This window comes from Rhizobium sullae (genome assembly GCF_900169785.1).
GTDB lineage: Bacteria > Pseudomonadota > Alphaproteobacteria > Rhizobiales > Rhizobiaceae > Rhizobium > Rhizobium sullae.
The window spans coordinates 1-20,294 of sequence record NZ_FWER01000056.1 but is presented as its reverse complement, the minus strand read 5'-3'; the positions used below and the strand labels follow the sequence as shown (position 1 = coordinate 20,294).

Annotated in this window: 22 protein-coding genes and 1 pseudogene; 14 read left to right on the top strand and 9 right to left on the bottom strand. The window is 60.6% G+C overall.

Annotation, left to right across the window (positions count from 1 at the left end; genetic code table 11):
* Window positions 1-15 precede the first annotated feature (15 nt).
* The 5 genes from BN1800_RS32175 to BN1800_RS32155 all read left to right on the top strand — a co-directional run bounded on the left by BN1800_RS32175 (window position 16) and on the right by BN1800_RS32155 (window position 4,278).
* Window positions 16-678, top strand: a complete 663-nt coding sequence (locus BN1800_RS32175; protein ID WP_027513373.1) for a conjugal transfer protein TrbF — start codon at window positions 16-18, stop codon at window positions 676-678.
* A gap of 16 nt (window positions 679-694) precedes the next feature.
* Entirely contained in the window at window positions 695-1,507 is an 813-nt protein-coding gene (gene trbG, locus BN1800_RS32170; RefSeq protein WP_027513372.1) for a P-type conjugative transfer protein TrbG, read from the top strand.
* Window positions 1,508-1,510: 3 nt separating this feature from the next.
* Window positions 1,511-1,951, top strand: coding sequence for a conjugal transfer protein TrbH (trbH, locus tag BN1800_RS32165; RefSeq protein WP_027513371.1), 441 nt, complete (start codon window positions 1,511-1,513; stop codon window positions 1,949-1,951).
* Between the two features lie 11 nt (window positions 1,952-1,962).
* Window positions 1,963-3,261: an IncP-type conjugal transfer protein TrbI gene (trbI, locus tag BN1800_RS32160; RefSeq protein WP_087003583.1), complete on the top strand. Its 1,299-nt coding sequence runs from the start codon at window positions 1,963-1,965 to the stop codon at window positions 3,259-3,261.
* Between the two features lie 312 nt (window positions 3,262-3,573).
* On the top strand, window positions 3,574-4,278 hold the full coding sequence (locus BN1800_RS32155; protein WP_027513369.1) for an autoinducer binding domain-containing protein: 705 nt from the start codon (window positions 3,574-3,576) through the stop codon (window positions 4,276-4,278).
* Between the two features lie 3 nt (window positions 4,279-4,281).
* On the opposite strand, the gene BN1800_RS32150 is transcribed toward BN1800_RS32155, so the two are convergent.
* Window positions 4,282-4,605, bottom strand: a complete 324-nt coding sequence (locus BN1800_RS32150; protein ID WP_027513368.1) for a transcriptional repressor TraM — start codon at window positions 4,603-4,605, stop codon at window positions 4,282-4,284.
* Window positions 4,606-4,822: 217 nt separating this feature from the next.
* Between BN1800_RS32150 and BN1800_RS32145 the strand changes: the two genes are divergently transcribed.
* From BN1800_RS32145 to BN1800_RS32130, 4 genes and pseudogenes are all read left to right on the top strand, one after another.
* Window positions 4,823-5,035, top strand: coding sequence for a helix-turn-helix domain-containing protein (locus BN1800_RS32145; RefSeq protein WP_087003579.1), 213 nt, complete (start codon window positions 4,823-4,825; stop codon window positions 5,033-5,035).
* A 520-nt stretch (window positions 5,036-5,555) separates the two neighbouring features.
* Window positions 5,556-5,954, top strand: a pseudogene (locus tag BN1800_RS32140) (tetratricopeptide repeat protein); the annotation flags it as partial.
* Between the two features lie 305 nt (window positions 5,955-6,259).
* Window positions 6,260-6,892, top strand: a complete 633-nt coding sequence (locus BN1800_RS32135) for a DUF433 domain-containing protein (RefSeq protein ID WP_087003576.1) — start codon at window positions 6,260-6,262, stop codon at window positions 6,890-6,892.
* Complete coding sequence (locus tag BN1800_RS32130; protein WP_087003573.1) at window positions 6,889-7,263, top strand: DUF5615 family PIN-like protein; 375 nt, start codon at window positions 6,889-6,891, stop codon at window positions 7,261-7,263. Before BN1800_RS32135 ends, BN1800_RS32130 begins: the two co-directional genes overlap by 4 nt.
* A 165-nt stretch (window positions 7,264-7,428) precedes the next feature.
* Here BN1800_RS32130 and BN1800_RS32125 read toward each other — a convergent pair whose 3' ends face one another.
* From BN1800_RS32125 to traA, 4 genes are read right to left on the bottom strand one after another with little or no spacing between them, the layout of a single operon-like run.
* Entirely contained in the window at window positions 7,429-8,049 is a 621-nt protein-coding gene (locus BN1800_RS32125) for a TraH family protein (RefSeq protein WP_087003570.1), read from the bottom strand.
* Window positions 8,050-8,065: 16 nt separating this feature from the next.
* Window positions 8,066-9,232, bottom strand: coding sequence for a conjugal transfer protein TraB (locus BN1800_RS32120; RefSeq protein WP_087003567.1), 1,167 nt, complete (start codon window positions 9,230-9,232; stop codon window positions 8,066-8,068).
* Entirely contained in the window at window positions 9,222-9,785 is a 564-nt protein-coding gene (gene traF, locus BN1800_RS32115) for a conjugative transfer signal peptidase TraF (RefSeq protein WP_087003564.1), read from the bottom strand. Before traF ends, BN1800_RS32120 begins: the two co-directional genes overlap by 11 nt.
* Window positions 9,782-13,108 carry a Ti-type conjugative transfer relaxase TraA gene (gene traA, locus BN1800_RS32110; protein ID WP_087003561.1) on the bottom strand — a complete coding sequence of 1,109 codons (3,327 nt, stop codon included), beginning with the start codon at window positions 13,106-13,108 and terminating at the stop codon, window positions 9,782-9,784. Before traA ends, traF begins: the two co-directional genes overlap by 4 nt.
* 255 nt (window positions 13,109-13,363) lie before the next feature.
* On the opposite strand from traA, the gene traC reads away from it, so the two are divergent.
* From traC to BN1800_RS32090, 4 genes are all read left to right on the top strand, one after another.
* Window positions 13,364-13,660 carry a conjugal transfer protein TraC gene (gene traC / locus BN1800_RS32105; RefSeq protein WP_087003558.1) on the top strand — a complete coding sequence of 99 codons (297 nt, stop codon included), beginning with the start codon at window positions 13,364-13,366 and terminating at the stop codon, window positions 13,658-13,660.
* Window positions 13,661-13,664: 4 nt separating this feature from the next.
* Complete coding sequence (traD, locus tag BN1800_RS32100; protein WP_165928322.1) at window positions 13,665-13,880, top strand: type IV conjugative transfer system coupling protein TraD; 216 nt, start codon at window positions 13,665-13,667, stop codon at window positions 13,878-13,880.
* Window positions 13,867-15,870: a Ti-type conjugative transfer system protein TraG gene (gene traG, locus BN1800_RS32095; RefSeq protein ID WP_244564731.1), complete on the top strand. Its 2,004-nt coding sequence runs from the start codon at window positions 13,867-13,869 to the stop codon at window positions 15,868-15,870. Before traD ends, traG begins: the two co-directional genes overlap by 14 nt.
* A 134-nt stretch (window positions 15,871-16,004) precedes the next feature.
* Complete coding sequence (locus BN1800_RS32090; protein ID WP_087003609.1) at window positions 16,005-16,466, top strand: thermonuclease family protein; 462 nt, start codon at window positions 16,005-16,007, stop codon at window positions 16,464-16,466.
* A gap of 203 nt (window positions 16,467-16,669) precedes the next feature.
* On the opposite strand, the gene BN1800_RS32085 is transcribed toward BN1800_RS32090, so the two are convergent.
* Window positions 16,670-16,954 carry a hypothetical protein gene (locus BN1800_RS32085; protein ID WP_244564730.1) on the bottom strand — a complete coding sequence of 95 codons (285 nt, stop codon included), beginning with the start codon at window positions 16,952-16,954 and terminating at the stop codon, window positions 16,670-16,672.
* 538 nt (window positions 16,955-17,492) lie between these two features.
* Between BN1800_RS32085 and BN1800_RS32080 the strand changes: the two genes are divergently transcribed.
* Complete coding sequence (locus BN1800_RS32080) at window positions 17,493-17,768, top strand: WGR domain-containing protein (protein WP_087003606.1); 276 nt, start codon at window positions 17,493-17,495, stop codon at window positions 17,766-17,768.
* 48 nt (window positions 17,769-17,816) lie between these two features.
* Here the strand turns inward: BN1800_RS32080 and BN1800_RS41690 are convergent, their stop codons facing one another.
* The 3 genes from BN1800_RS41690 to BN1800_RS32065 form a co-directional block, all read right to left on the bottom strand.
* Window positions 17,817-17,990: a hypothetical protein gene (locus BN1800_RS41690; RefSeq protein WP_165928320.1), complete on the bottom strand. Its 174-nt coding sequence runs from the start codon at window positions 17,988-17,990 to the stop codon at window positions 17,817-17,819.
* Window positions 17,991-18,755: 765 nt separating this feature from the next.
* Entirely contained in the window at window positions 18,756-19,067 is a 312-nt protein-coding gene (locus BN1800_RS32070; protein ID WP_165928323.1) for a DUF736 domain-containing protein, read from the bottom strand.
* A 348-nt stretch (window positions 19,068-19,415) separates the two neighbouring features.
* On the bottom strand, window positions 19,416-20,294 hold an 879-nt coding region (locus BN1800_RS32065; RefSeq protein WP_143534199.1), incomplete at its 5' end, for a Fic family protein.

The following is a 20,294-nucleotide window of genomic DNA, read 5'->3' as shown; positions in this document are numbered from 1 at the left end:
ACAAGGGAAGTATAAATGGCCGCGAACCGCGCCCCAGAAAATCCGTATCTTGCCGCCCGCCAGGAATGGTCCGAACGTTATGGCTCCCATGTTCAGGCTGCGGCCGCATGGCGCATCGTCGGCATCCTTGGGCTGACCATGGCGGTCATCGGCTTCGGCTATGCGATGTATCTCAGCACCCAGGTCAAGCTGGTGCCCTATGTTGTCGAGGTCGACAAGCTCGGAACCGCGGTCACGGCCGGCTTTCCCGAGCAGATCGAATATGCGGATGCCCGCGTGGTGCGCGCGACGCTCGGCAACTTCGTCACCAGCTTCCGTTCGATCACGCCGGATGCCGTCGTGCAGAAGCAATATATCGACCGGACCTACGCGCTGCTGCGAACCTCAGATCCGTCGACCCAGAAGATCAACGCCTGGTTCCGCGGCAATTCGCCATTCGAGAAGGCGAAGACATCGACGGTCGCCATCGAGGTCAACAACATCGTGGCGCTGTCGAACGAGACCTACCAGATCGACTGGACCGAGTACGAGAGGGATCGGAAAGGCAAGGAAACGGGGACGCGCCGGTTCCGCGGGATCGCGACGGTGACGCTGACCACGCCGCAGGACGAGGCGATCATCCGCCTCAATCCAATCGGCCTCTACGTCCGGGATTTCGACTGGACGGCGCAGCTTTAGGGGCAGGGGTACTCACATGCAAAGAACAGGATTATTCGCAGCGATCGGCTGCATGGCCGGCCTCGTCTTTGTGGTCGGCGCGCAGGCGCAGAGCATGACGACGAACGAGGTGAAGGGCACAAACCTTTCGGGCAAATGGCGCGGCACGCCGGGTCTCGTCACGAAAGGGCCGGATGGGAAGGTCATTTTCCTGTTCGGCGAAACGCAGCCCTCCGTCGTCTGTTCGCCGCTGCAGGTTTGCGATATTGAGTTGCAGGGCGGCGAGGTTGTTCGCGATGTCCTCGTCGGTGACACCGTGCGCTGGAAGGTGGAGCCTGCTTCCTCCGGGGCGGCAGGTGGGCAGGCGATACATCTGATCGTCAAGCCGTCCGAACCGGGCCTTCTCACCTCGATGGTCGTCACGACCTCCCGGCGAACCTATCATATCCAGCTCAAGTCCCATCCGAGCCAGTACATGGCGCGCGTGGGTTTCGAATATCCGGAGGACGTATCGACCAAGCTCGCCGACATCAATGCCCGCCTCGAGACCGGCGGCATTCCCGGCACGGCGCCGGATAAGCTGAACTTCTCCTATTCGATCAGCGGCGGCGCATCGTGGAAGCCGAAGCGGGTCTATTCGGACGGGGTGAAGACCTACATCCAGTTTTCGAAGTCGATCTCCGGTCAGGATGCGCCGGTGCTGTTCGTCGTCTCCGGCGGCCAAAACCGCATCGTCAACTACCGTATGAAGAACGACATGATGATCGTCGACTATGCGGTCGACAAGGCGATCCTCGTTTCCGGGGTGGGTTGGCGGCAACAGAAGATCACCATCCGGCGGGGAGGTTGAACGATGCGGAAGCTTCTCCCGTTTGTCATCGCCGCGGCATTGCTTACCGGTTGCCAAACTTCTGACGATGCAATGACCACCAGCTCAACGCCTGTAGCCGTCACCGGGCCGGCCGCAAGCGCCATTGCCGGCGACATGGCAAGCCGGCTCGCCGAGCAGATCGGCCCGGCCGGTACTGCGACGACGATCAAGATGGACAAGGACATATCCGAGTTCGCGACAGCCCTCGAGGCGGCCCTGAAGGGGTGGGGCTACACGGTGATCACGGACGGCAAAGTCGCCAAGGACATCAAACCGGTCGAGCTTGCCTATGCAATTGATGGTTTTGACGGGCAGGTGCTGGCGCGGCTTTCGACGCCTTCGATCGCCCTTAGCCGTGCTTATACGACGACTGCGGCGGGTGCTGTGCCGGCTAGTCCGCTTTCGGTCATGCAGCGCAACTGACGGAGACGAATATGGTCCAATCGCTCCAGCTTGGCGCGTCCAACCAGGCCGACGATCAGAATGGCATGCGCCGCCTCAATCGCCTGCCAATCATCGTTGCCATCATCGTCATCGTGCTGTTCTTCGGTGTCGTCGTGATTGGCCTGTCTTGGCGCGGGCTCTCGTTCAACCGTGGCAACGACATCGAAAGCGCGTCCAACACCCCAGCGACAAATTTTGGCGACCAACTCAAACGCGGTATATCGGATGGAATCATCGGGGATCCGCTTGAGCGCGAGGCTTTCCAGCCGACGCCTGTCACTGAGCAGAAAGTCGAGAGGCAAGAACCGGTCGTTGAACGCCGGCCCACAGATGGGCAGGAGCAGCGGACCAGGCTCGAATCCGAAGAGGAGTGGAAAGCGCGCCTGAAGCGAGAGCAGGATGAGCAGTATATCCGCGAGGCCCAGCGCCAGCGGATGGCCCGCCTCCAGGCCCGCGCCACGGCGCTCGATTCGCCGCTGAAAGTCGACGCGTCCGATGCCGAAAAGGCCTCAGATCCCACGAGCACGGGCCGTCAGACGACAAAGGCCCCGATAAACAATGCGTCGGACCTTTATGCTGCCGCGATGAAATCCGGCTTGATGGGTGAGAATGTCGATCCGAACGCCCAGACATCGAAGGAGGATTTCTTCAATCAGGACGTCAAGGACCTTGGCTACCTGCCGAACCAGGTCGTACCGCAGATGTCGCCCTACGAATTGAAGCGCGGTTCGGTCATCCCTGCCACATTGATCACCGGCCTCATTTCTGACTTGCCGGGGCTCATTACCGCGCAGATCAGCCAGAACGTCTACGACAGCGCCACCGGGTATCGTCTGCTCATCCCGCAGGGCGCAAAGCTGCTCGGCCGTTACGATTCCAAGGTGTCCTTTGGCCAGGAACGGGTTCTCGTCGTCTGGACAGACCTCATTTTCCCGAACGGTTCGACGTTGCAGATCGGCGGGATGGCCGGCACGGATGCCGAAGGCTATGGCGGCTTCAAGGACAAGGTCGACCGACATCTTTGGCGGACCTTCGGTTCAGCGGCCCTGGTGGCGATTATCGGAACGGGGATCGATATGTCGTTGCCCGAAAGTTCGACGCTTGCGACGCAGGATACGGCCTCGGATGCCGCGAGGCGGAATTTTGCGGAAAGCTTCGGTCGCGTCGCGGAACAAACGATTTCGAAGAATCTGAACGTGCAGCCGACGATCCGTATCAGGCCAGGCTACAAGTTCAACGTCCTAGTCGATCAGGATATTATTTTCCCGGGTTCCTATAGCGGCCGATAGCTCGGTTACGAGTCTCAGATTGGCGCTATTTCGTCGCGTTTGGTTAGTCCCTGCTATGCGGCCACGATGAGGTGGCGGCGCAGATCTTTCTCCGGCTATCTTTTTATTCAGAGAAATTGAATGCCATGTAGACGTGCGTCGATCTATCGTGCAACACTCTGGGTAAGCCTCGGGAAGAGCGGTATCATGGGTCATGACTCGAAGCCTCACTGGCTCCATCTTGCCGGACGTCACATCACATAAATAAGCGGCGCGCGAAAGTGCCGCGGATTGGGAGGGCTCGCAACTGCGAAAGAAGATAGGAGAAAGTCAGTGGACGGATACCTTCGCTCTCTCATCGACATGGCAGAAGCCGCGCACGATGAACGTATGATCAAAAGCGCCCTGAAAAGCTTTGCGAACTCTTCTGGTTTTGAGCGTTTCGCGTATTTGCAAACCGAAGGCGCAGCGATCTGTACCTTCAACTCCTATCCCGATGATTGGCAGGACATTTACCTCGGCAGCCAATATTCCCGCATCGACCCAGTGGTCACGGAAGCCAAGCGTCGCATGGAGGTGTTTTCCTGGACGGCTGATGATTGGAAAGCCCGTGGAACCTCCGAGCTCAAGCGCTTTCGAGACCAAGCGATCGAACACGGCATTCGCAGCGGGGTGACAATTCCCGTCGAAGGAAGTTTCGGCTCCACGATGATGCTGACCTTTGCCTCGTCGGAGAAGAAGGTTGAAATTTCAAAATTGCAGGATCCGCAGAAAGCGATGCGCGCAGTCCTGACGATCCATTATCGGCTGAAGATCATAGCTGCGGCGACAATTGTCGCCCCTAAGCGGTTACTTTCACCAAGGGAAGCGATGTGCCTCATGTGGGCAGCAAAGGGCAAAAATGCCCCGGAGACTGCCGTGCTCACGGGAATCAACCCGAGAACAGTGCAGCACTATCTCGACAGCGCGCGTCGAAAGCTAGAAGCAGCGACCGTTCCGCAACTCGTAGCGATCGCTAAGGACCACGGGCTGGTCTGAGCGTCATTCTTCGCCATCCAGGGCAACATCAGGGACATAGCCAAGCGCGTCGATGATTTCCGAAAGCTCCTCCTGCTGAGCTTCGGATTTCTTCTGACGCGCGAGATACTCGTCTTGCAGGCTCTTGAGCACGTCGCTGGAAGTCGTCGGGACGGCGGTCGCGCGGGTCCACTCTTCATAGACAGCTTCGTCCGCGACGAGCAGCCGGCGGTGTTCGAGGATTGCAGCGACTGCCAACGCCTCTAATTCTGACTTTTGCATCGAACTGCAGGGAGGTTCTCTCACATCTCTTTTGTCGTTCGCGTCGGATGAGTCCACGCCCTTCATCCGTTTCTCCTCTCACTTTATTCTCTCATTGCTCGAAAACAACGCCCTCGTCCGCATATACGGTTTAAGCGATGAGTGCACTGCCTGACTTCCAGACGATCATGCCCCTATATCCGAAGGGCGTGGATGATCAGCTGGACGAGCAATATCACGTGCCGTGCGGAATCGGAACTATCGTTCCTGGAACGATCATTCCTATTCAGGCTCCGCTCGCGTCATGGATCTCAAGGAGGTCATGGCGATTAATCTGCGTCGGATACGTCATGGCAAGCAACTGACGCAGGAAGAACTGGCGGACCGGTCGAGCCTGAGCGCGCGCTATATCGGGGCGATTGAGCGCGCCGATGTTTCCGCCAGCGTCACGGTCCTCGGCCAGATCGCCGAGGCGCTGGGTGTCGACCCCGGCGAGCTTGTGACAAAATCTGGATGACGGCCTCATCGCAGTGCGAGGTGTAGTAGCGGCGCGCAGCCTTTCATTGGTTTTGACAACCTGCGTGGAGTGTGGCCTGCTGTCCTCAGTCCTAGGACAGCGGACACTTGAAATGAAAAGCCAAGACACATGCGGGTGATTGTCTTTTCGGCGAAGTAGCTGACAAGTCCGAAATCCAGTGGCGAACAGAACCCCATACACTTGCGAATGCCTTGGCAAAAGTGCCGTTCCCGAACTCGCCAAATTTCCTGCACGCCACCGTCTCGTCCGGAGCTTCCGTTCCAGGGGATTCGTTGCGCCGGAAGTCACGAACATCGATCTGGTGGCGGGGAGGCTGCTGGTCGCGACGGACGGGTTCTGGGCAGAACTATCGCCAGCCGACCGGATGTCCTTTTTGGACGGTCGTTGCTACGAGGGAAGGGTTGAATATGACGATTGCAGCGTTCTTTGCATGAATGTCGCTGAAATCACCTATGCCGAGACGACTTTCAGCCCAGAGGCGGCTACGAATTTTTACATTCGCAGCGCGGAGCTTTTGGACCGGGCAATCACGCTCAATCCGGGCGGAGGCGGGTACTATCACGGAATCCGCGCCCTTGCGGCCTACATGCTTGGAGACTACCCGGCAGCGGCTGCCGGAATCAAACAGGCCGACCTCCAGAGGTTCCCGCTCTTCCACGTCGTGGCCGCCGTCATCTATGCGGAGGCCGGTATGCCGGATGGGGCCCGTCGAGCGGGCGAGACGTTCATGCGGATGCGTCCGGATTTTATCCGCAACATTCTGGCTGAGCTCACGATAAGAAACTACCGGCCCGAGGACCAGTTGCGCCTGGCTTCAGGACTTCGAAAGGTGGGACTACCAGTACCGGACGGCGTGGAGGCAGCGATCGCGAGCGCGGCCGCTGCGCCGCCTGACTAGAGGCGCATGCCCGACCATAGGCGCATGCCCGACCATAGCTAGCAGCTTTCCCTACCGGTAACTTCCGTGATGCTACGGGCGTGCCGCTCGTTCTTCGCCTAGTCTCCGCGCATAGGCCGTCGGCGACTGATGCTGAAGCGGCCGCCGAAGGAGCCTCAGATGCCAACCACCGAGCTTGACGATTAAGAGAAGTTGTCTTGCGGACTGCCGGGTTCATGCCCAGCCGGCAATGACGAGAATTCATTTGTGCGATCCACATTGCAAATGCCCACGCATCATATATATTCTTTCGAAGGAGAATAATTATGGCTGCAGCACTTCGCGAATACACACCCACTGAGGCGGCTGCCGTGAGTGAGATTGGCATCAAGTCGGTACACAACGCGATCGACAAACGGATCATTGGAAGACCCTCTACCAGCCACCGAAGCCGTGCGATCACTGACGACGATCTGCTGCGCCTGAAGCTCTGGTTCGGCGTCGGTTCGATCCTTTCCGCCGAGCGCCGGAAACGCCTCTTTGCCGCCATCGACGAAAATCCTGAAGCCGACACGGTCAGAGCGGACGACTATCTGATCGTCGACGTCGCAAGAGCGAGGGAGCACTTGGCCGCGCGCGGCGAAGCACTCAGGGAAGCGGACAAGATCATCCACAGCGTGAAAGGCTTGGTTGGCGGCGAGCCGGTCTTCAAAGGCACGCGCGTTCCAGTCCGAACAATCGCTGCGATGAAATTGCAAGGCGCTGCCACGGACGAGATCGTCGAGGGCTATCCGGCTCTCACTGCGCGCATGGTGGACCTCGCCGAAATCTGGGTAGCGGCTCATCCTGCCCGTGGGCGGCCACGAAAGTTGTCGGAGCAGGGACTGAAAGTGAAGTCGGTGAAGCGCTTGCCTCTCGGAAAGGCCGGTACCGAAAAGCCCTCGGGCACGGCTTCGTGAAGTTTCTCGTCGATGAATGCCTGCACACATCGCTCGTGGCCGTGGCTCAACATCACGGCCACGATTGCTTTCACGTCAATTGGCTAGGCCTTAGCGGCGAGACCGATTGGGATCTGATGCCTCGGATCGTCGCGGAAGATTTTACCTTCGTGACGAACAATGCCCGTGACTTCAGGAAACTCTATGCGCGAGAGGATCTGCATGCCGGCCTGGTAATCATCGTGCCGCAAGTTCTGCCGGGACAGCAGCGGGAATTGTTCACGCTCGTTCTGCAGGAACTCGCCGCTTCTCCGGATCTGGTGAACGAGGTGATCGAGATCGCCATCGAAGAGGGCGAGGCTCTGCTGACGCGCTATGCACTGCCAGAGTGAAGATCAATTCCCGCCAATCTTGACAGATCGATCCGGATCCCATGCCCCGACGTTATCTATCTGGCTCACACTAAGTTCATGCGTCGGAAACACACTAATTTCATGCTTTTGGACTCGCGATGAGTTTTCGCTCGACCGAACATGCAAAAAAAGACGAACTCAACGCTATTGCTGACCACCAATGCGGGAAAGATCGACCCGTATCCCCGCAGTGCCAGTTTTCTTTTCGTCCGAAGGTTCACCCTCAGTCGGCAGCGGAGCCCAGGTATCGACTGTATCCGCCTTCGATTCTTCGTCCCGCGGTTTCCTTTGGTTGGCGAGTGCCCCGCCAGGATCCTCCGCTTGAAACACGCTCAAGCCCTCAAACTCACCAGTCTTCCATGCGTAAAGCGCATCCTCGAAAATCTGGGGGAGGACGTCTTTGCTCGTGGGGTTGCCATACCATTTCGCAACGATCCTGAGGACCTTGGCGAACATCGCCGTGCCTTTGCGAAGGTTTTGGCAGGCATCGACAAGGTCGGGTTTCAGATCCGCCGGTTCCTTGACTCCCACGCCAGCGGGGAACTGGGTCAGCCCAACGCGAACGACCGCCTGACCAGCATATTGGCGCACGATCGCCATCGCCTCCTCGGCCGATGCCGCTTTCGGACCGAGGATCAATCGGCCGCCTGATTTGACGGTGACGGCGAGGGGATCGGCCGAGCCCGCGGCCATCACGAACTGCTCGACGATCGCGGGCTTGAGAGAAGGGTCTGCGCATTCTTTTATCAGGGCTGCGTCGATCATGGTGTCTCCTGAGCACTCAGGTGTTGAAGGCAACAACAAGCGGTTTTGCGAAGAGCTTCGCCCAGGCCGTCGTAGCGGCGCGCTGGATGGCGACGATTGAGGTCCCTTCGGTCCACCAGCCGTTTCCGACGGCGACGACAAAGTCCGGATCGTGCAGCATGGCTTGCAGGATCGGCCAAACGATCAGCTGCTCGTAGCAGATCAGCGGCGCTGCCCGGCTGGCACCGATCGGGACGACCGGGTTCGCAAAAAAATCCGCCCTGGCACCGCCACTCTCCCCGAACAAGAAACGCCACGGCTGCCACATCGAACCGGGAACCGGCATGCGTTCGCGATAGAGGATGCTGCTTCCGCCCTTCCCGTCGATCGCGACGAGGACATTGTCGTAGCCGGTGGCATCGAGCACCGTTGCGCCGGCGATGACCGTCGCATCGGTATCGCCGGACGCGCTCGTCCAAAGCCGCGCCACGGTCGGTGTCCAGAAACCGAGCGCAGTTTCCGGCAGCACCACGTAGCGTGCGCCATCACTGGCCGCATTCCGCACCGTTGCGATCAGGTCACGCTGGCGGTGAAGACCGGCGTTCCGACCGAGCGAAGGGCCCAATTCGAGGTCGACACCGCGCCAGCCATTGGGTAGACCCGGCTCTGTCCACGATGCGGCGGACCACAGCCAAAGGCCTGCGAAGGTGATGGCGACAGCTGGCCAAATGCGGGTTACGAGGCCCGCAAGGCCAGCTGTCATGCAGCCAAGGCCCCACCATCCCAATCCCGGGAACAGAGCACCCGCAGCCGTAACTGGATGAGCCCAGCCCGTGACACCGAAAGGCGGAATCGACATGATGATGGCTGCCAGAAGATAGCGAAACGGACGAACTCCGCTGTTCTTCGTCCAGAGGACCGTATGCACGGCAACGAAGCTCAAAGACGCGCACAGCCAGAGCAGAAGGCCCGGCCAGACGTCCGACGAATAGAACGCCGCTACGCCTTGCGGCAAACCACGTGATGCGGCCAGGAAATATCCGGCGGAGACAAGTGCCGCCACCAATCTCGTTCGCGCGATCGACCACAGAACGGGAAACCCCAGTGCGACAGGAAGGAGCAACACATAGCCGCTCCAGCCCATCATGCCGATCGCGATCGAAGCGAAAATCAACAGCGCCGGCCGAAGGTAGTCACGGCTCATAGGTGAACACCTCTTGCGCCCGACCGAGAATGCCGGAGATCGGCACCGGGCCAAAATACCGGGAGTCATAGGAGCCGGGGAATGCGGAATGCAGGAAGACATATCCTGGCGGTACGATGCCGCTCGGAAAGGGCGTCAACGGCCGGCCTTTTCCATCTCGTAGTGCGAGACTGGAAGAGGAAACCTCCCGCCCATCTACGCTCACGCTGACGCCGATTTCGACATGCTGTCCTGCAACGGCGATCACTGTCTTGATCAACGGTGCGACGCCGCCTGGGCAGGAACCAGAACGGAGATAGCCTCGTGCCCTCGCTGCCCGCATCGCCGCGGTTTCCGGCGGGCAGATGAACAGGAGGTCGTCGACTGCTGCCGGTCGATGGAGCGGGATAATGCGCCACAGGCCGAGTGGCTCGCTCGGTGTCAGATTGATGCGGTAGCCGCCGGCGACGGCAGTCACCACCAGCAGGATGGCGGCCACCGCCGCCATCGACAGAACCACAATGGCTCGTCGTCGCTGCGTGGTCATCGACCGGCGGGTTGCAGCCCCGGTCATTTCAGCGAGAGCCCTTGGCTCTTGGTTTGCCGCAGCGTCTCGGCCTGCTTGAGCGCTTCCGTCGTTCGTTCATAAGCGGCAAGTTGCTGGACCAAACGCATGGAATTCCACGCAGACTGGACCTCCGCCTTCTGGCCGGCCGTCATTCCTGCTGTGACGGTCTCGAAGGTCTTGCCATCAGTGTCTTTCGCAGCCAAAGGCAGGAATGTCCGTTCTCCGAAGCGCTCGGACACAGCCTTAGCGAAACCTTCGAGTTCGGCCTTCACCATTTTGTCGGCCAGCGCATATTCGAGGCCTGCCGGAAGATCGTTGCGATCGATCGCATCGCGCACGCGTTCGAGCGTTTGCTTGGCCGCTGGAGAGAGCGCCGGGATGTCGACCGAAACCTTGAGTCGGACCGCGCGCTCCTCCGTCTCATGTTTAAATTCGGCCTCGGCCCGCTCACGAAGGTAGCGTTCAAGATTTCGGGCGAGCGCCGGCACATTGGCAACTGCTTTATCTCGATCCTGCTTATCGGCGCGGCTGGCGAGAAGACCTGTCTTGCCCTTGAGGGCGCCGAAGCTCTCTGGCTCGCCGGCAATCTTTGCGAGGGTGGACTGCGCCACCGACTGGTCTTGGACCATCGCATCGACATTGATGGCCTTGAAGGCCGCTTCCGGCTGCGCGTAGACGAGATGGAAGCGGGTCGAGACGTCCTCCCATTGTTTTTTCAGACCGGGATCGGCGGCGAGCTTGTCCTCGACAGCCTGCTCGAGCGATTTCGGGAAGGTGGTGATGCCTGACACCATGGGCTTGGCCTCCTTGATCGTGTTCGGGATTGCTTGCTTGCTGCTGCCGCGGACCAGTCCGAGCGCCGCGCCGATGGCGGCAAGACGGGCGCCGAGATCGGCGAGCTTCTGTTTCTGCCGGACGGTCCATTCGAGACGATCGCGCGCGATCGTGCGGGCGACGTTGACGAGATGAAGGCCGCGGGCTTCCGCGAAGTGTAATGCCTGCCGGTAGAACGACGCCTTCTCGTAATCGAGGGTCGTCTCCTTGGCGTTCCGGCGCGACAGGATCGGGATAAGGCCACCGGATTTGGCAAAGGAGCGGCGACCGTAATAGACGGCGAGATCCTCGCGATGGCGTGTCATAGCAACGTAGGTGAGATGACGGTCCAGCGACAGCGAGGCCAGCACTTTCACGCGGTCGACGGTCGCGCCCTGGCTCTTATGGATCGTGGTCGCATAGCCGTGATCGAGGTTGCTGTAGAAGCGCTGCTCGATCGTAACCTGACGGCGGTGCTCGCCGTCACCGATCTCCGCAACGATCCGGCCAGGTACGGCTTCAAGCACCTTTGCGAGCATGCCGTTCTTGACGCCAAGGCTGCCCTCGTTCTTGAGGAACATGATCTGGTCGCCGGTCGCGAACATGCGGGTTCCGTCCTCTGTCTTGAACGGAAATCCGTCTGCGACGACGCCGCGCTCGACCAGCTTGGCGCGGGCCATATCGTTGAGCTTTCGGACGTCGCGGCGAAGGTGTGCGAGGATCAGGCTGGTCTTCGAAGGGTCGTAGTCGTGGTTCCAATCGGCAATGAGGCGTTCGACCGCTTGCGCCTTGAGGTCCAACCCCCTGACGTGCCCATTTGCGCGATAGGCATCGACCGCTTTGGCGACGTTGCCGCGCGCCAGATCGAGCGAGGCGTCGCACATCCATTGCTGCCGCTGACGATAGATGGTTTCGAGTTCGGCATAGCCGATCCGGTCGGCAATCGCGCGGAAGGCGGCACCCGCCTCGATCGGCTGAAGCTGTTCGGGGTCGCCGACCAGAACCAGTTTGGCGCCGGCCCTGGTGACGGCTTCAACGAACAGCGCCATCTGCCGCGACGACACCATGCCGGCCTCGTCCAGCACAAAAACCGTCTTGTCGTCGATCTGGTTACGGCCCTGGTTCCAGCGCAGCTCCCAGGACGACAGTGTGCGGGAAACGATGCCACTTTCCTTCTCCAAACCTTCGGCGGCTTTGCCAGCCAATGCTCCGCCGACCACACGATAGCCGGCCGTTTCCCACGCCTCGCGCGCAGCCTTCATCATCGTCGTCTTGCCGGCGCCGGCGCGGCCGATAACAGCGGCAATCCGCGTGGCCCCGGCGACATGTTCGATGGCAGTTCGCTGCTCATCCGACAAACGGGCATGCCGCGCAAAGGTCGCCTGCAGCACCACCTCACGGACGCCATGGGAGGCGCGACCGGAGAGCCAGATCGCGCGATTGGCCATCTCGGCTTCAAGCCGGATCATCTCGCGCGTGGTGTACTTCGCGGGTTTCCGAATACCTGTCGCAAAGGTGATCCGCTCGCGTTCGAGCGGGAGCGCTTCCGGACTTCGCAAAATGCGGACCATCAGACTTTGGAACAGAGCGACATCGTCGATATAGCGATACAACACCTTCGCAACATCGCGTTCGTCGAAGACGCTCTTCTCCCGGGTGATCAGGTCGAGCACAATCTCCGGACGGCGCTGGATGCGCCGCGCGTTCTCGCTGCGGCGCTCCTCCTGAAGCTCGACGCGTTCGAGCTTACTCGCCGAGGTCTCCCGCGGCCGATCGGATTGCTCCGCCTTGCGCTCGATGGCTTTGACGCCGACGCCGAGGTGAACGGTCGGCTCAAGCGGAATACCCTGCTTTTCGAAGGAACGGCCATCCATGTGGATATCCAAACCAGCAAGCGCCAGATGTTTGTTCTGGCAGGCAAACCAGCCGTCGCGAAACGCATTGAAATCCTCAGTGCTGCCGGCCCATAGCTCATAGACGATCTTGCCGGCGTCATTGCGGATCGGCTTGCCGTCCGGGGCGAGCACCGCGACCTTCTTCGAACCGAAACCGTCTTCGGTCAGCGGGCGCAATGTGGTCATGAGGTGGACATGAGGATTGCCTGGAGCGTCGTGATAGACCCAGTCGGCGACCATGCCCTTCGCAGTGATGTGCCGCTCGACAAAGTCGCGCATGAGCGCGATGTTCTGCTCGGCCGTCAGCTCGAGCGGCAGGGCTATGGTGACGTCCTTGGCGAGCTGCGCGTCGGATCGCTTCTCGAAGCCCTCCACCTTATTCCAGAAGGCCTCGGATGCCCCGGCGACCGAGCGATCGGCAATCATCGAACGCAGCCATTCGGGCGAGTCTGCCGGAATGACGAACTCCTCATGCAGGAGGCCTTGCTTGCGGGTGTAGTCGATCGTCCGGGCTTCCCGCTCAAACTCCATCTTAGCGCAGTGCCGGTAGGCCGCCGACAGGACGGCGCTGCGGCCGGAGCCACGGGCGACGACGCTGACGGAGAAGTGAGGGACGGCCACGGCGAAATTCCTTCCCGCTTGCGAACAAAATCAATGAGTTCGTCAGAAGCGAGAGACCCGGACCGGGCCTCAGCAAGGGCGTCGCGTCAGCGACGTATAATTGCGCCCTTGGAAGCCGCTCCTTCGGAACGGCCGGGATCATTCACCAAAGCATCGCCGTTGGCGATTGTAGGATTCACAGTAGTGCGTTCGCTACTGAAGTTCCGGAAACTGGCTTCGAAAGACACGCTTTCTCAGCCATGGAGACAATCGGACATGAAGAAGCCCTCCGCGAAAATCCGCGACGAAATCGCCAAGCTGCAGGAACAGCTCAAGATCGCCGAGACAAGGGAAGCGGAACGCATCGGCCGGATTGCGCTTAAGGCCGGCCTTGGTGAGATCGAAATCGACGAGGCGGAGTTTCAGGCTGCGTTTGAGCAACTGACGAAACGGTTTCGCGGAGGGCAGGGCGGTACGACCGGAGGGAAAAGGGGCGCAGGCGATAGCAGCGGCGCAACGTCGACCACGGCGGTCGAGTCTGGCCCGAATGCGGGCAGGGCTGGCGAGGCTTGAGCGCATGGCGAGGACTTTGACATCCGACGCCCGCAAGAAGGACACGCGCGAAAAGATCGAGCTCGGCGGCCTGATCGTCAAGGCCGGTCTGCGCTACGAGAAGCGCGCGCTGTTGCTGGGCGCGCTGATCGATACAGCGCGCCGCATCAAGGGTGACGATGGCGAGCGCTCCAGGCTCACGGCAATCGGCGTGGAGGCCTTCGGCAATGACGATCAATAGGATTGCGCTCGTTGTCGGGCCAGCGGCGTTGATGATCCTGGTCGTCATCGGAATGAACGGGATCGAGCAGTGGCTTTCAGGCTTCGGAAAGACCGAGGCCGCACGACTGGCATGGGGGCGGGCGGGCATCGCGTTGCGCTATGTCGCCAGTGCGGCGATCGGGATTGTTTTCTTGTTTGCGAGCGCCGGCGCGATCGACATCAAGCAGGCAGGTTGGGGTGTCGTTACCGGATGCAGTGGGACGATCCTGATTGCGGCTGCACGCGAAACGGTGCCCCTTGCCGCTTTCACGAAGTCGCTTAACGACGAGAGGTCGGTCTTGGCCTATCTCGATCCAGCAACGGCGATCGGAGCGGGCGTAGCACTCATGTGTGCCTGCTTCGCACTCCGCGTCGCGCTCATCGGCAATGCGGCATTCGCACGGGCGGAGCCGAAGCGCATTCAGGGCAAGCGAGCCCTGCATGGCGAAGCGGATTGGATGAAGCTCACAGAGGCGGCGAAGCTGTTTCCCGATACTGGCGGCATCGTCATCGGCGAGCGCTATCGCGTCGACAAAGACAGTGTCGCGAGCCAAGCGTTTCGAGCCGATAGCGCTGAGACGTGGGGCGCCGGTGGCAAGTCGCCGTTGCTGTGCTTTGATGGCTCCTTCGGCTCGTCGCACGGGATCGTTTTTGCCGGTTCCGGCGGTTTCAAGACGACGTCAGTGGCGATCCCAACGGCGCTCAAATGGGGCGGCACGCTGATCGTGCTCGATCCATCGAACGAGGTCGCACCGATGGTCTCCGCGCATCGCGGCGGAGCGGGGAGGGACGTGTTCGTCCTCGATCCAAGGAAGCCGGACGGCGGCTTCAATGTCCTGGACTGGGTCGGCCGTTTTGAAGGTACGAAGGAAGAGGATATCGCCTCGGTCGCATCATGGATCATGAGCGACAACGGAGGCGCGCGCGGTGTCCGTGACGACTTCTTTCGAGCGTCAGCTCTCCAGTTGCTCACGGCACTCATCGCCGACGTCTGCCTGTCCGGTCACACGGACGAGAAGGATCAAACGCTTCGGCAGGTGCGCATGAATCTCTCTGAGCCGGAGCCGACACTGCGCAAACGGCTGCAGGACATCTACGATAATTCGGGCTCGGATTTCGTGAAGGAGAACGTCGCAGCCTTCGTCAACATGACGCCGGAAACCTTCTCCGGCGTCTATGCCAATGCCGTCAAGGAGACACACTGGCTTTCCTATCCGAATTATGCCGCCCTCGTGTCGGGAAAGAAATTCTCGACCAGCGACATCGCGGCGGCAAACACCGACGTCTTCATCAACATCGACCTTAAGACGTTGGAGACCCATTCCGGTCTTGCGCGGGTCATCATCGGCTCGTTTCTGAATGCGATCTACAATCGCGACGGACAAATAAAGGGGCGCGCGCTGTTTCTCCTCGATGAGGTCGCCCGCCTCGGCTACATGCGGATCATCGAGACCGCGCGCGACGCCGGCCGCAAATACGGGATCACGCTGACGATGATCTATCAGTCGATCGGCCAGATGCGCGAGACCTATGGCGGCCGCGACGCAGCAAGCAAATGGTTCGAGAGTGCCAGCTGGATTTCGTTCGCGGCCATCAACGATCCCGAGACCGCCGATTACATCTCCCGACGCTGCGGCATGACCACGGTCGAGATCGACCAGGTCAGCCGCAACTTCCAGGCAAAGGGATCGTCTCGAACGCGCTCGAAGCAGCTCGCGGCACGACCGCTCATCCAGCCGCACGAAGTTCTACGCATGCGGGCCGACGAGCAGATCGTGTTCACAGCCGGCAACGCGCCGCTGCGATGCGGCCGCGCCATCTGGTTCCGCCGCGAGGATATGAAGTCATGCGTTGGCGAGAACCGGTTTTATTCGATGGGCGGAAGGGAGAAGGAAGGTTCGAATTCGACGCCTGCGGTAAAAGCCAATGAAACCAAACCGACTGTAACGTCTGCCGGCGAAGAGGGATGAAAAGCTTGGCGCAAAAGAACGTCATACCGTTCAGGAAAAATCGGAAGGTCGCGAATGATCGTCCCGGCATCAATGCGTCGCGATCGACGTTACGTCGTCACCGTGGCGGTCGTGGCAGAGGCATTCCGATCACCATGGTTTGGGCCGTGGTGATCGGCGCCGCCGGCTGGCTGTACCTCGATCACAATGGCCATCTCGACAGCGCTGCTGTCTTCGCCAAAGCGCCGGCACAAGATGCGCTATCGGCGTCGTTCGTGTTCTGCGGCGACAGCCGTCGCATGAACTGCGTCGTCGATGGCGACACCTTCTGGTTCGGGGGCGAGAAAATCCGCATCGCCGATATCGATACGCCTGAACTCAGCCCGCCCCGCTGCGAGGCTGAACGGATCAAAGGTGAAGCGGCAAAATCCCGCCTGATGTCGCTGCTCAACGCTGGAAAATTCTCCCTGGTGGCCGGGTTCCGTGACGAAGACAAGTACGGTCGCAAACTTCGCACCGTGTCTCGTGCGGGCCATTCATTGGGCGATGCTTTGATCAAGGAAGGGCTGGCACGCTCATGGGACGGCGCGCGCCACGGATGGTGCCAGGACCAGTGACAGCGATTACGGCTATTCTGCGCGGGAGAGGGATAGGGGTTTGGGGAGAGGGTGGAGGGAACCGTCTCTTTCCTCTGAGAGGAAGTTTGAAGGAGGGGCTCGCCCTTCCTTCATGGGGTGAGGTGAGACGGGCGGCAGAGCCACCCTTTCAGAGCCGATCCGGCCGGTCGATCCGGCGGGACCGGCTCACAGGTAGCCAAAGATCAGAGGCGGCGAGCCGCCTCTGATCTGGAGCTCAATCCTCGCCCGGGTCGAAAAAATGGCTCCCCGTCCTCATGGCCGATATGCCACCGTTTGTCAGACCACCTCGACGGGAGGTAGATCTCGTCCCCACCGAAGTGCGCAATGATGATCTTGTCCGCCTCGTGGAACAATCCGAAATCGACCCTGTTGTCGATTGCCCGAAGCAGCGCCGCAGACAGAAACTCGCGCGAGATATCGGCGGGCAGATGCACTTCCGCATCGAAATCGTCGCGCAAAACGCTCAAGCCAATCCGGCCGTTGATCCGCTGCCTGGTCTTCGCCAATCGGCTGAGTGATTTGATGCTTTGTCATCAGGAGTCTCCTTTTCGTTTCTGACGAAAGGTGTCCGCACCGTAGCCCGTGAGGGGTCAGGGACCGCGGAACGCGGCCGCCGAGCGGCAAGCGGAGGAGCCGATTTTGTCTGTGCCGCTTGCGGTGCAGGCAATATTGGAGGGGCCGCGATGTGCTTGACCCCGGAACGGCGGGTGCACAATTGGACGTCAGAGAGAGATAGAACCGCGTCCTGAAGGGACGCGACCGCTTGCCATCTCCGATGGCCGTAGGACTTTCCGGCTGTCTCCGGACAACGATATTTTGCTGAGGCATGCTTCCTGCTGCGAGAGGATCGTGACCCGACTGGGCGTGCGGACTCCGATCGCAGCGCGACTCCGTGCGCGTCGGCGCCTCGCCCGGGCCCGACTCTTCACGGAAATGAATCGGTCGCAATTGTTCGATTCACATATGTCGTTGGACGTGTCAGGGGCATGCCGCGATGATGTCAACATGATCGCACAGCCTTACCAGCTCTACATCGAACGTACTGACGAGGCGAAGAACATGGCTCGCTTCTATGCCATGCAGATTTCCATGTCGCTGTTCGGTGAAACCTGCCTGATACGTCGCTGGGGGAGGATCGGGACATCGGGGCAAATGATGATCCATCATTTCGGGCGGGAGGAAGAGGCCGTCAGGCTGTTCCTCGATCTGACACGACAGAAGAGAGCCCGTGGCTATCGACCGAGGACCATTGCCCAGCTGCCGTCAGCTGACCAACGATGACGCCCGCGGCGCAACAATGCAAAGGGCCGCTGAAGCGGCCCCGGCGCGTCATTTGCGGCGGTTCCAGTCGGTCTCGAACGAAACGTCGATCTCGATGAACAAGGGGATCTTAATCGAAAGCTTCAGACCGAGCTTTCCCTTGCGGAAGAAATGACAGATCACCTTCCCGAGATTGCGGAGCCGGCGGCCCGTGGCTGCGAGGAACTGGGCGAGTTGTCGCATGGTGGGTTCTCCTTTCGAATTGCTGATATCGCGGGGATCGACTGCAGACCTCGAAGGAGGGTGGCACCGGAACGGTCGAAGCGGGAGCGGAGAACCTGGTCGCCTGAGTTTTGAGTGGGCGAGGAGCCGCCTGCGGCGGGGAAAATCTGGCGGCGTAAGGTTGCGTCCTGACGAAGGGGATGCATCATCCCCAGATGCAGATAACAGTCCGTCGAAAGGAGAGAGGCGACGGCTCGGTCAGCCCTCTACGGCGAGTGCTTGAATTGGGGCAGGGAAGAAGCCGCCTCAGAAGGGCGGCTCGGCCTCGATCACACCGACCTGTTCGGCCAGGTGCACGGCGAGCTAGGCCCGGGCAAGGTCGAGTTCGGTCTCGATCTGGCGGCGCTCGGCTGCGTCGCATGTGTTCTTCAGCTCGGCGCGTAGTTCTTCGATGTGCTGTTCGATCGTCATGGTCTCATCTCCGTGAGTTCGTGAAAGACGACCTGCAGGGCGGGACGGGCTGGCGGGGTCAGGGATCGCGAATGCGACCGCCGGAGGCGGCGGGTGGGGGAGCCGATTTCGTGTTGGCGCCACAGGCGGCGGTGCGAAATTGGGGGTAACCGCTCGTCCTTGACCCCGCCACCCCGGCCCGGCAACATCGGCGATCTGAGCGGCTATCCCCATTTCCGTATTGCGCCGAAAATGCCGGGACCGGGCTCGACGCCTGGTTCCGGCTTCACATTTCGGTGGAAGAGGCCCCGCCCGATGGGCGGAGCCTCGAGGAGCTCAGTCGCGATTGGCGCGAGACCAGATCAACTGGTAACCGTCCTCGCCTTCGACCTCGGCCAGCGTTGCGTAGATCGGAGCCGGGAAGCTCGGGTCGTCCAGCTTGACCGAGAGGTAGTCGCGGTCCGTCTGTTCCGAGCGCTTCTGCCATGCGGCGCCGAGCTCGACGTTGCCGGCGTAGATGCGGAAGTGCGGGCCCTTGTCGGAGGGGTTCTCGATGCGGGCGATACGGGCTTTGACGTTGAGGGCGAGCGTGCGGATCGAGCCGGAGAAGCCGTTTTCGGTGGAGGTGAAGGTGCCGATGGTAGCCATGTCCAAGTTCCTTTTGCTGTTTCGGGCCGCTCCATTGCGGCCTCGATGGCTGTCGCAAGGACCGGGGACGATCGGACCGCACCCAATGGGCCGAAATGAAATGGAGGGCGGCCGGGAGGAACTTTGTTGCCGCGCGAGGAATGGCGGCGCCGCCGCCAGGGGAAGAAAGTTTCGGATGGCCGTTGCGGGAGGACGATCGAGGCGAAGCCGCTCTCCGGTCAGACATGCCTCATCGAGCCCGCAGAAGGGAGCGCCGCTAACGTCAGGCAAAGGGACGTGGCAATGGCCGCCGCACACAGTTGGGCCGTGCTCTGGTCTCGGCGTATTTGCGGACCAATCACTCCGGCCTTAGTTCAGGCCGTACCAGGTCCCGCGACCCGCTCCATGAAGGGTAAGATGCCCCTGCTCGGTCAACGCCCGAAGATGATCCTTGACGGTGTTGCGGCTTGCGCCTGTGGCCTTGGCCGCGTCCATCACCGTAACCCGCCCACGCTCACGCGCCAGTTCGAGGATCGCGACCGACAGCTCCGGCAGGTCGCCCAGCAGGATACGTTCACGCTCGATCTTGCGCTCGAGCCGCTGCTTTTGGCGCTGCAGGCTCCGGAGGAAAAACTCGACCCACGGATTCCAGTCCTGTTGGTCTGTCCGGATTGTGCCTTGCGTTCGACGAAGCGCGAGGTAGTAGGCTTCCTTGTTCTGCTCGATAACGCTTTCCAGGGAGCTGTACGGCACGTAGGAATAACCCGCCCGAAGGAGGAGCAGAGTGGTCAAGGCTCGCGATAGGCGGCCATTGCCATCCTGGAAAGGATGAATTTCCAGAAAAACCACAACGAAGACAGCGACAATGAGCAGAGGGTGGAAGGTGCCATCCTTCTCCTGTGCCTGTTGCCAGGCCACCAGGTCCGACATTCGACCCGGCGTGTCGAAGGGGGAAGCTGTCGCGAAGACGACGCCCAGGCTTCGTCCATCTTCGTCGAAGGCTTCGACATTGTTGGCAAGGGTTTTCCAGTTTCCCCTGTGTCGCTCATCCTTGGTCGAGTGAGCAAGCAGATCCCGATGGAGTTGGCGGATGTGATTTTCGTCAAGCGGGATCGCGTCGAAGGCGGAGAAGACTGTTTCCATCACCTCGGCATAGCCTGCGACCTCCTGTTCGTCGCGGCTGGTGAACGAGCCGATACGGAGGTTCGAGAGCAGCCTTTCGACTTCGCGGTCGCTTAGTTTTGCGCC

Coding starts and splice junctions, on each gene's coding strand:
- BN1800_RS32175 (WP_027513373.1), top strand. CDS start 16: ATGGCCGCGAACCGCGCCCCAGAAAATCCGTATCTTGCCGCCCGCCAG.
- trbG (WP_027513372.1), top strand. CDS start 695: ATGCAAAGAACAGGATTATTCGCAGCGATCGGCTGCATGGCCGGCCTC.
- trbH (WP_027513371.1), top strand. CDS start 1,511: ATGCGGAAGCTTCTCCCGTTTGTCATCGCCGCGGCATTGCTTACCGGT.
- trbI (WP_087003583.1), top strand. CDS start 1,963: ATGGTCCAATCGCTCCAGCTTGGCGCGTCCAACCAGGCCGACGATCAG.
- BN1800_RS32150 (WP_027513368.1), bottom strand. CDS start 4,605: ATGAAGGGCGTGGACTCATCCGACGCGAACGACAAAAGAGATGTGAGA.
- BN1800_RS32145 (WP_087003579.1), top strand. CDS start 4,823: ATGGATCTCAAGGAGGTCATGGCGATTAATCTGCGTCGGATACGTCAT.
- BN1800_RS32135 (WP_087003576.1), top strand. CDS start 6,260: ATGGCTGCAGCACTTCGCGAATACACACCCACTGAGGCGGCTGCCGTG.
- BN1800_RS32125 (WP_087003570.1), bottom strand. CDS start 8,049: ATGATCGACGCAGCCCTGATAAAAGAATGCGCAGACCCTTCTCTCAAG.
- BN1800_RS32120 (WP_087003567.1), bottom strand. CDS start 9,232: ATGAGCCGTGACTACCTTCGGCCGGCGCTGTTGATTTTCGCTTCGATC.
- traF (WP_087003564.1), bottom strand. CDS start 9,785: ATGACCGGGGCTGCAACCCGCCGGTCGATGACCACGCAGCGACGACGA.
- traC (WP_087003558.1), top strand. CDS start 13,364: ATGAAGAAGCCCTCCGCGAAAATCCGCGACGAAATCGCCAAGCTGCAG.
- traD (WP_165928322.1), top strand. CDS start 13,665: ATGGCGAGGACTTTGACATCCGACGCCCGCAAGAAGGACACGCGCGAA.
- traG (WP_244564731.1), top strand. CDS start 13,867: ATGACGATCAATAGGATTGCGCTCGTTGTCGGGCCAGCGGCGTTGATG.
- BN1800_RS32090 (WP_087003609.1), top strand. CDS start 16,005: ATGGTTTGGGCCGTGGTGATCGGCGCCGCCGGCTGGCTGTACCTCGAT.
- BN1800_RS32080 (WP_087003606.1), top strand. CDS start 17,493: ATGATCGCACAGCCTTACCAGCTCTACATCGAACGTACTGACGAGGCG.
- BN1800_RS41690 (WP_165928320.1), bottom strand. CDS start 17,990: ATGCGACAACTCGCCCAGTTCCTCGCAGCCACGGGCCGCCGGCTCCGC.
- BN1800_RS32070 (WP_165928323.1), bottom strand. CDS start 19,067: ATGGCTACCATCGGCACCTTCACCTCCACCGAAAACGGCTTCTCCGGC.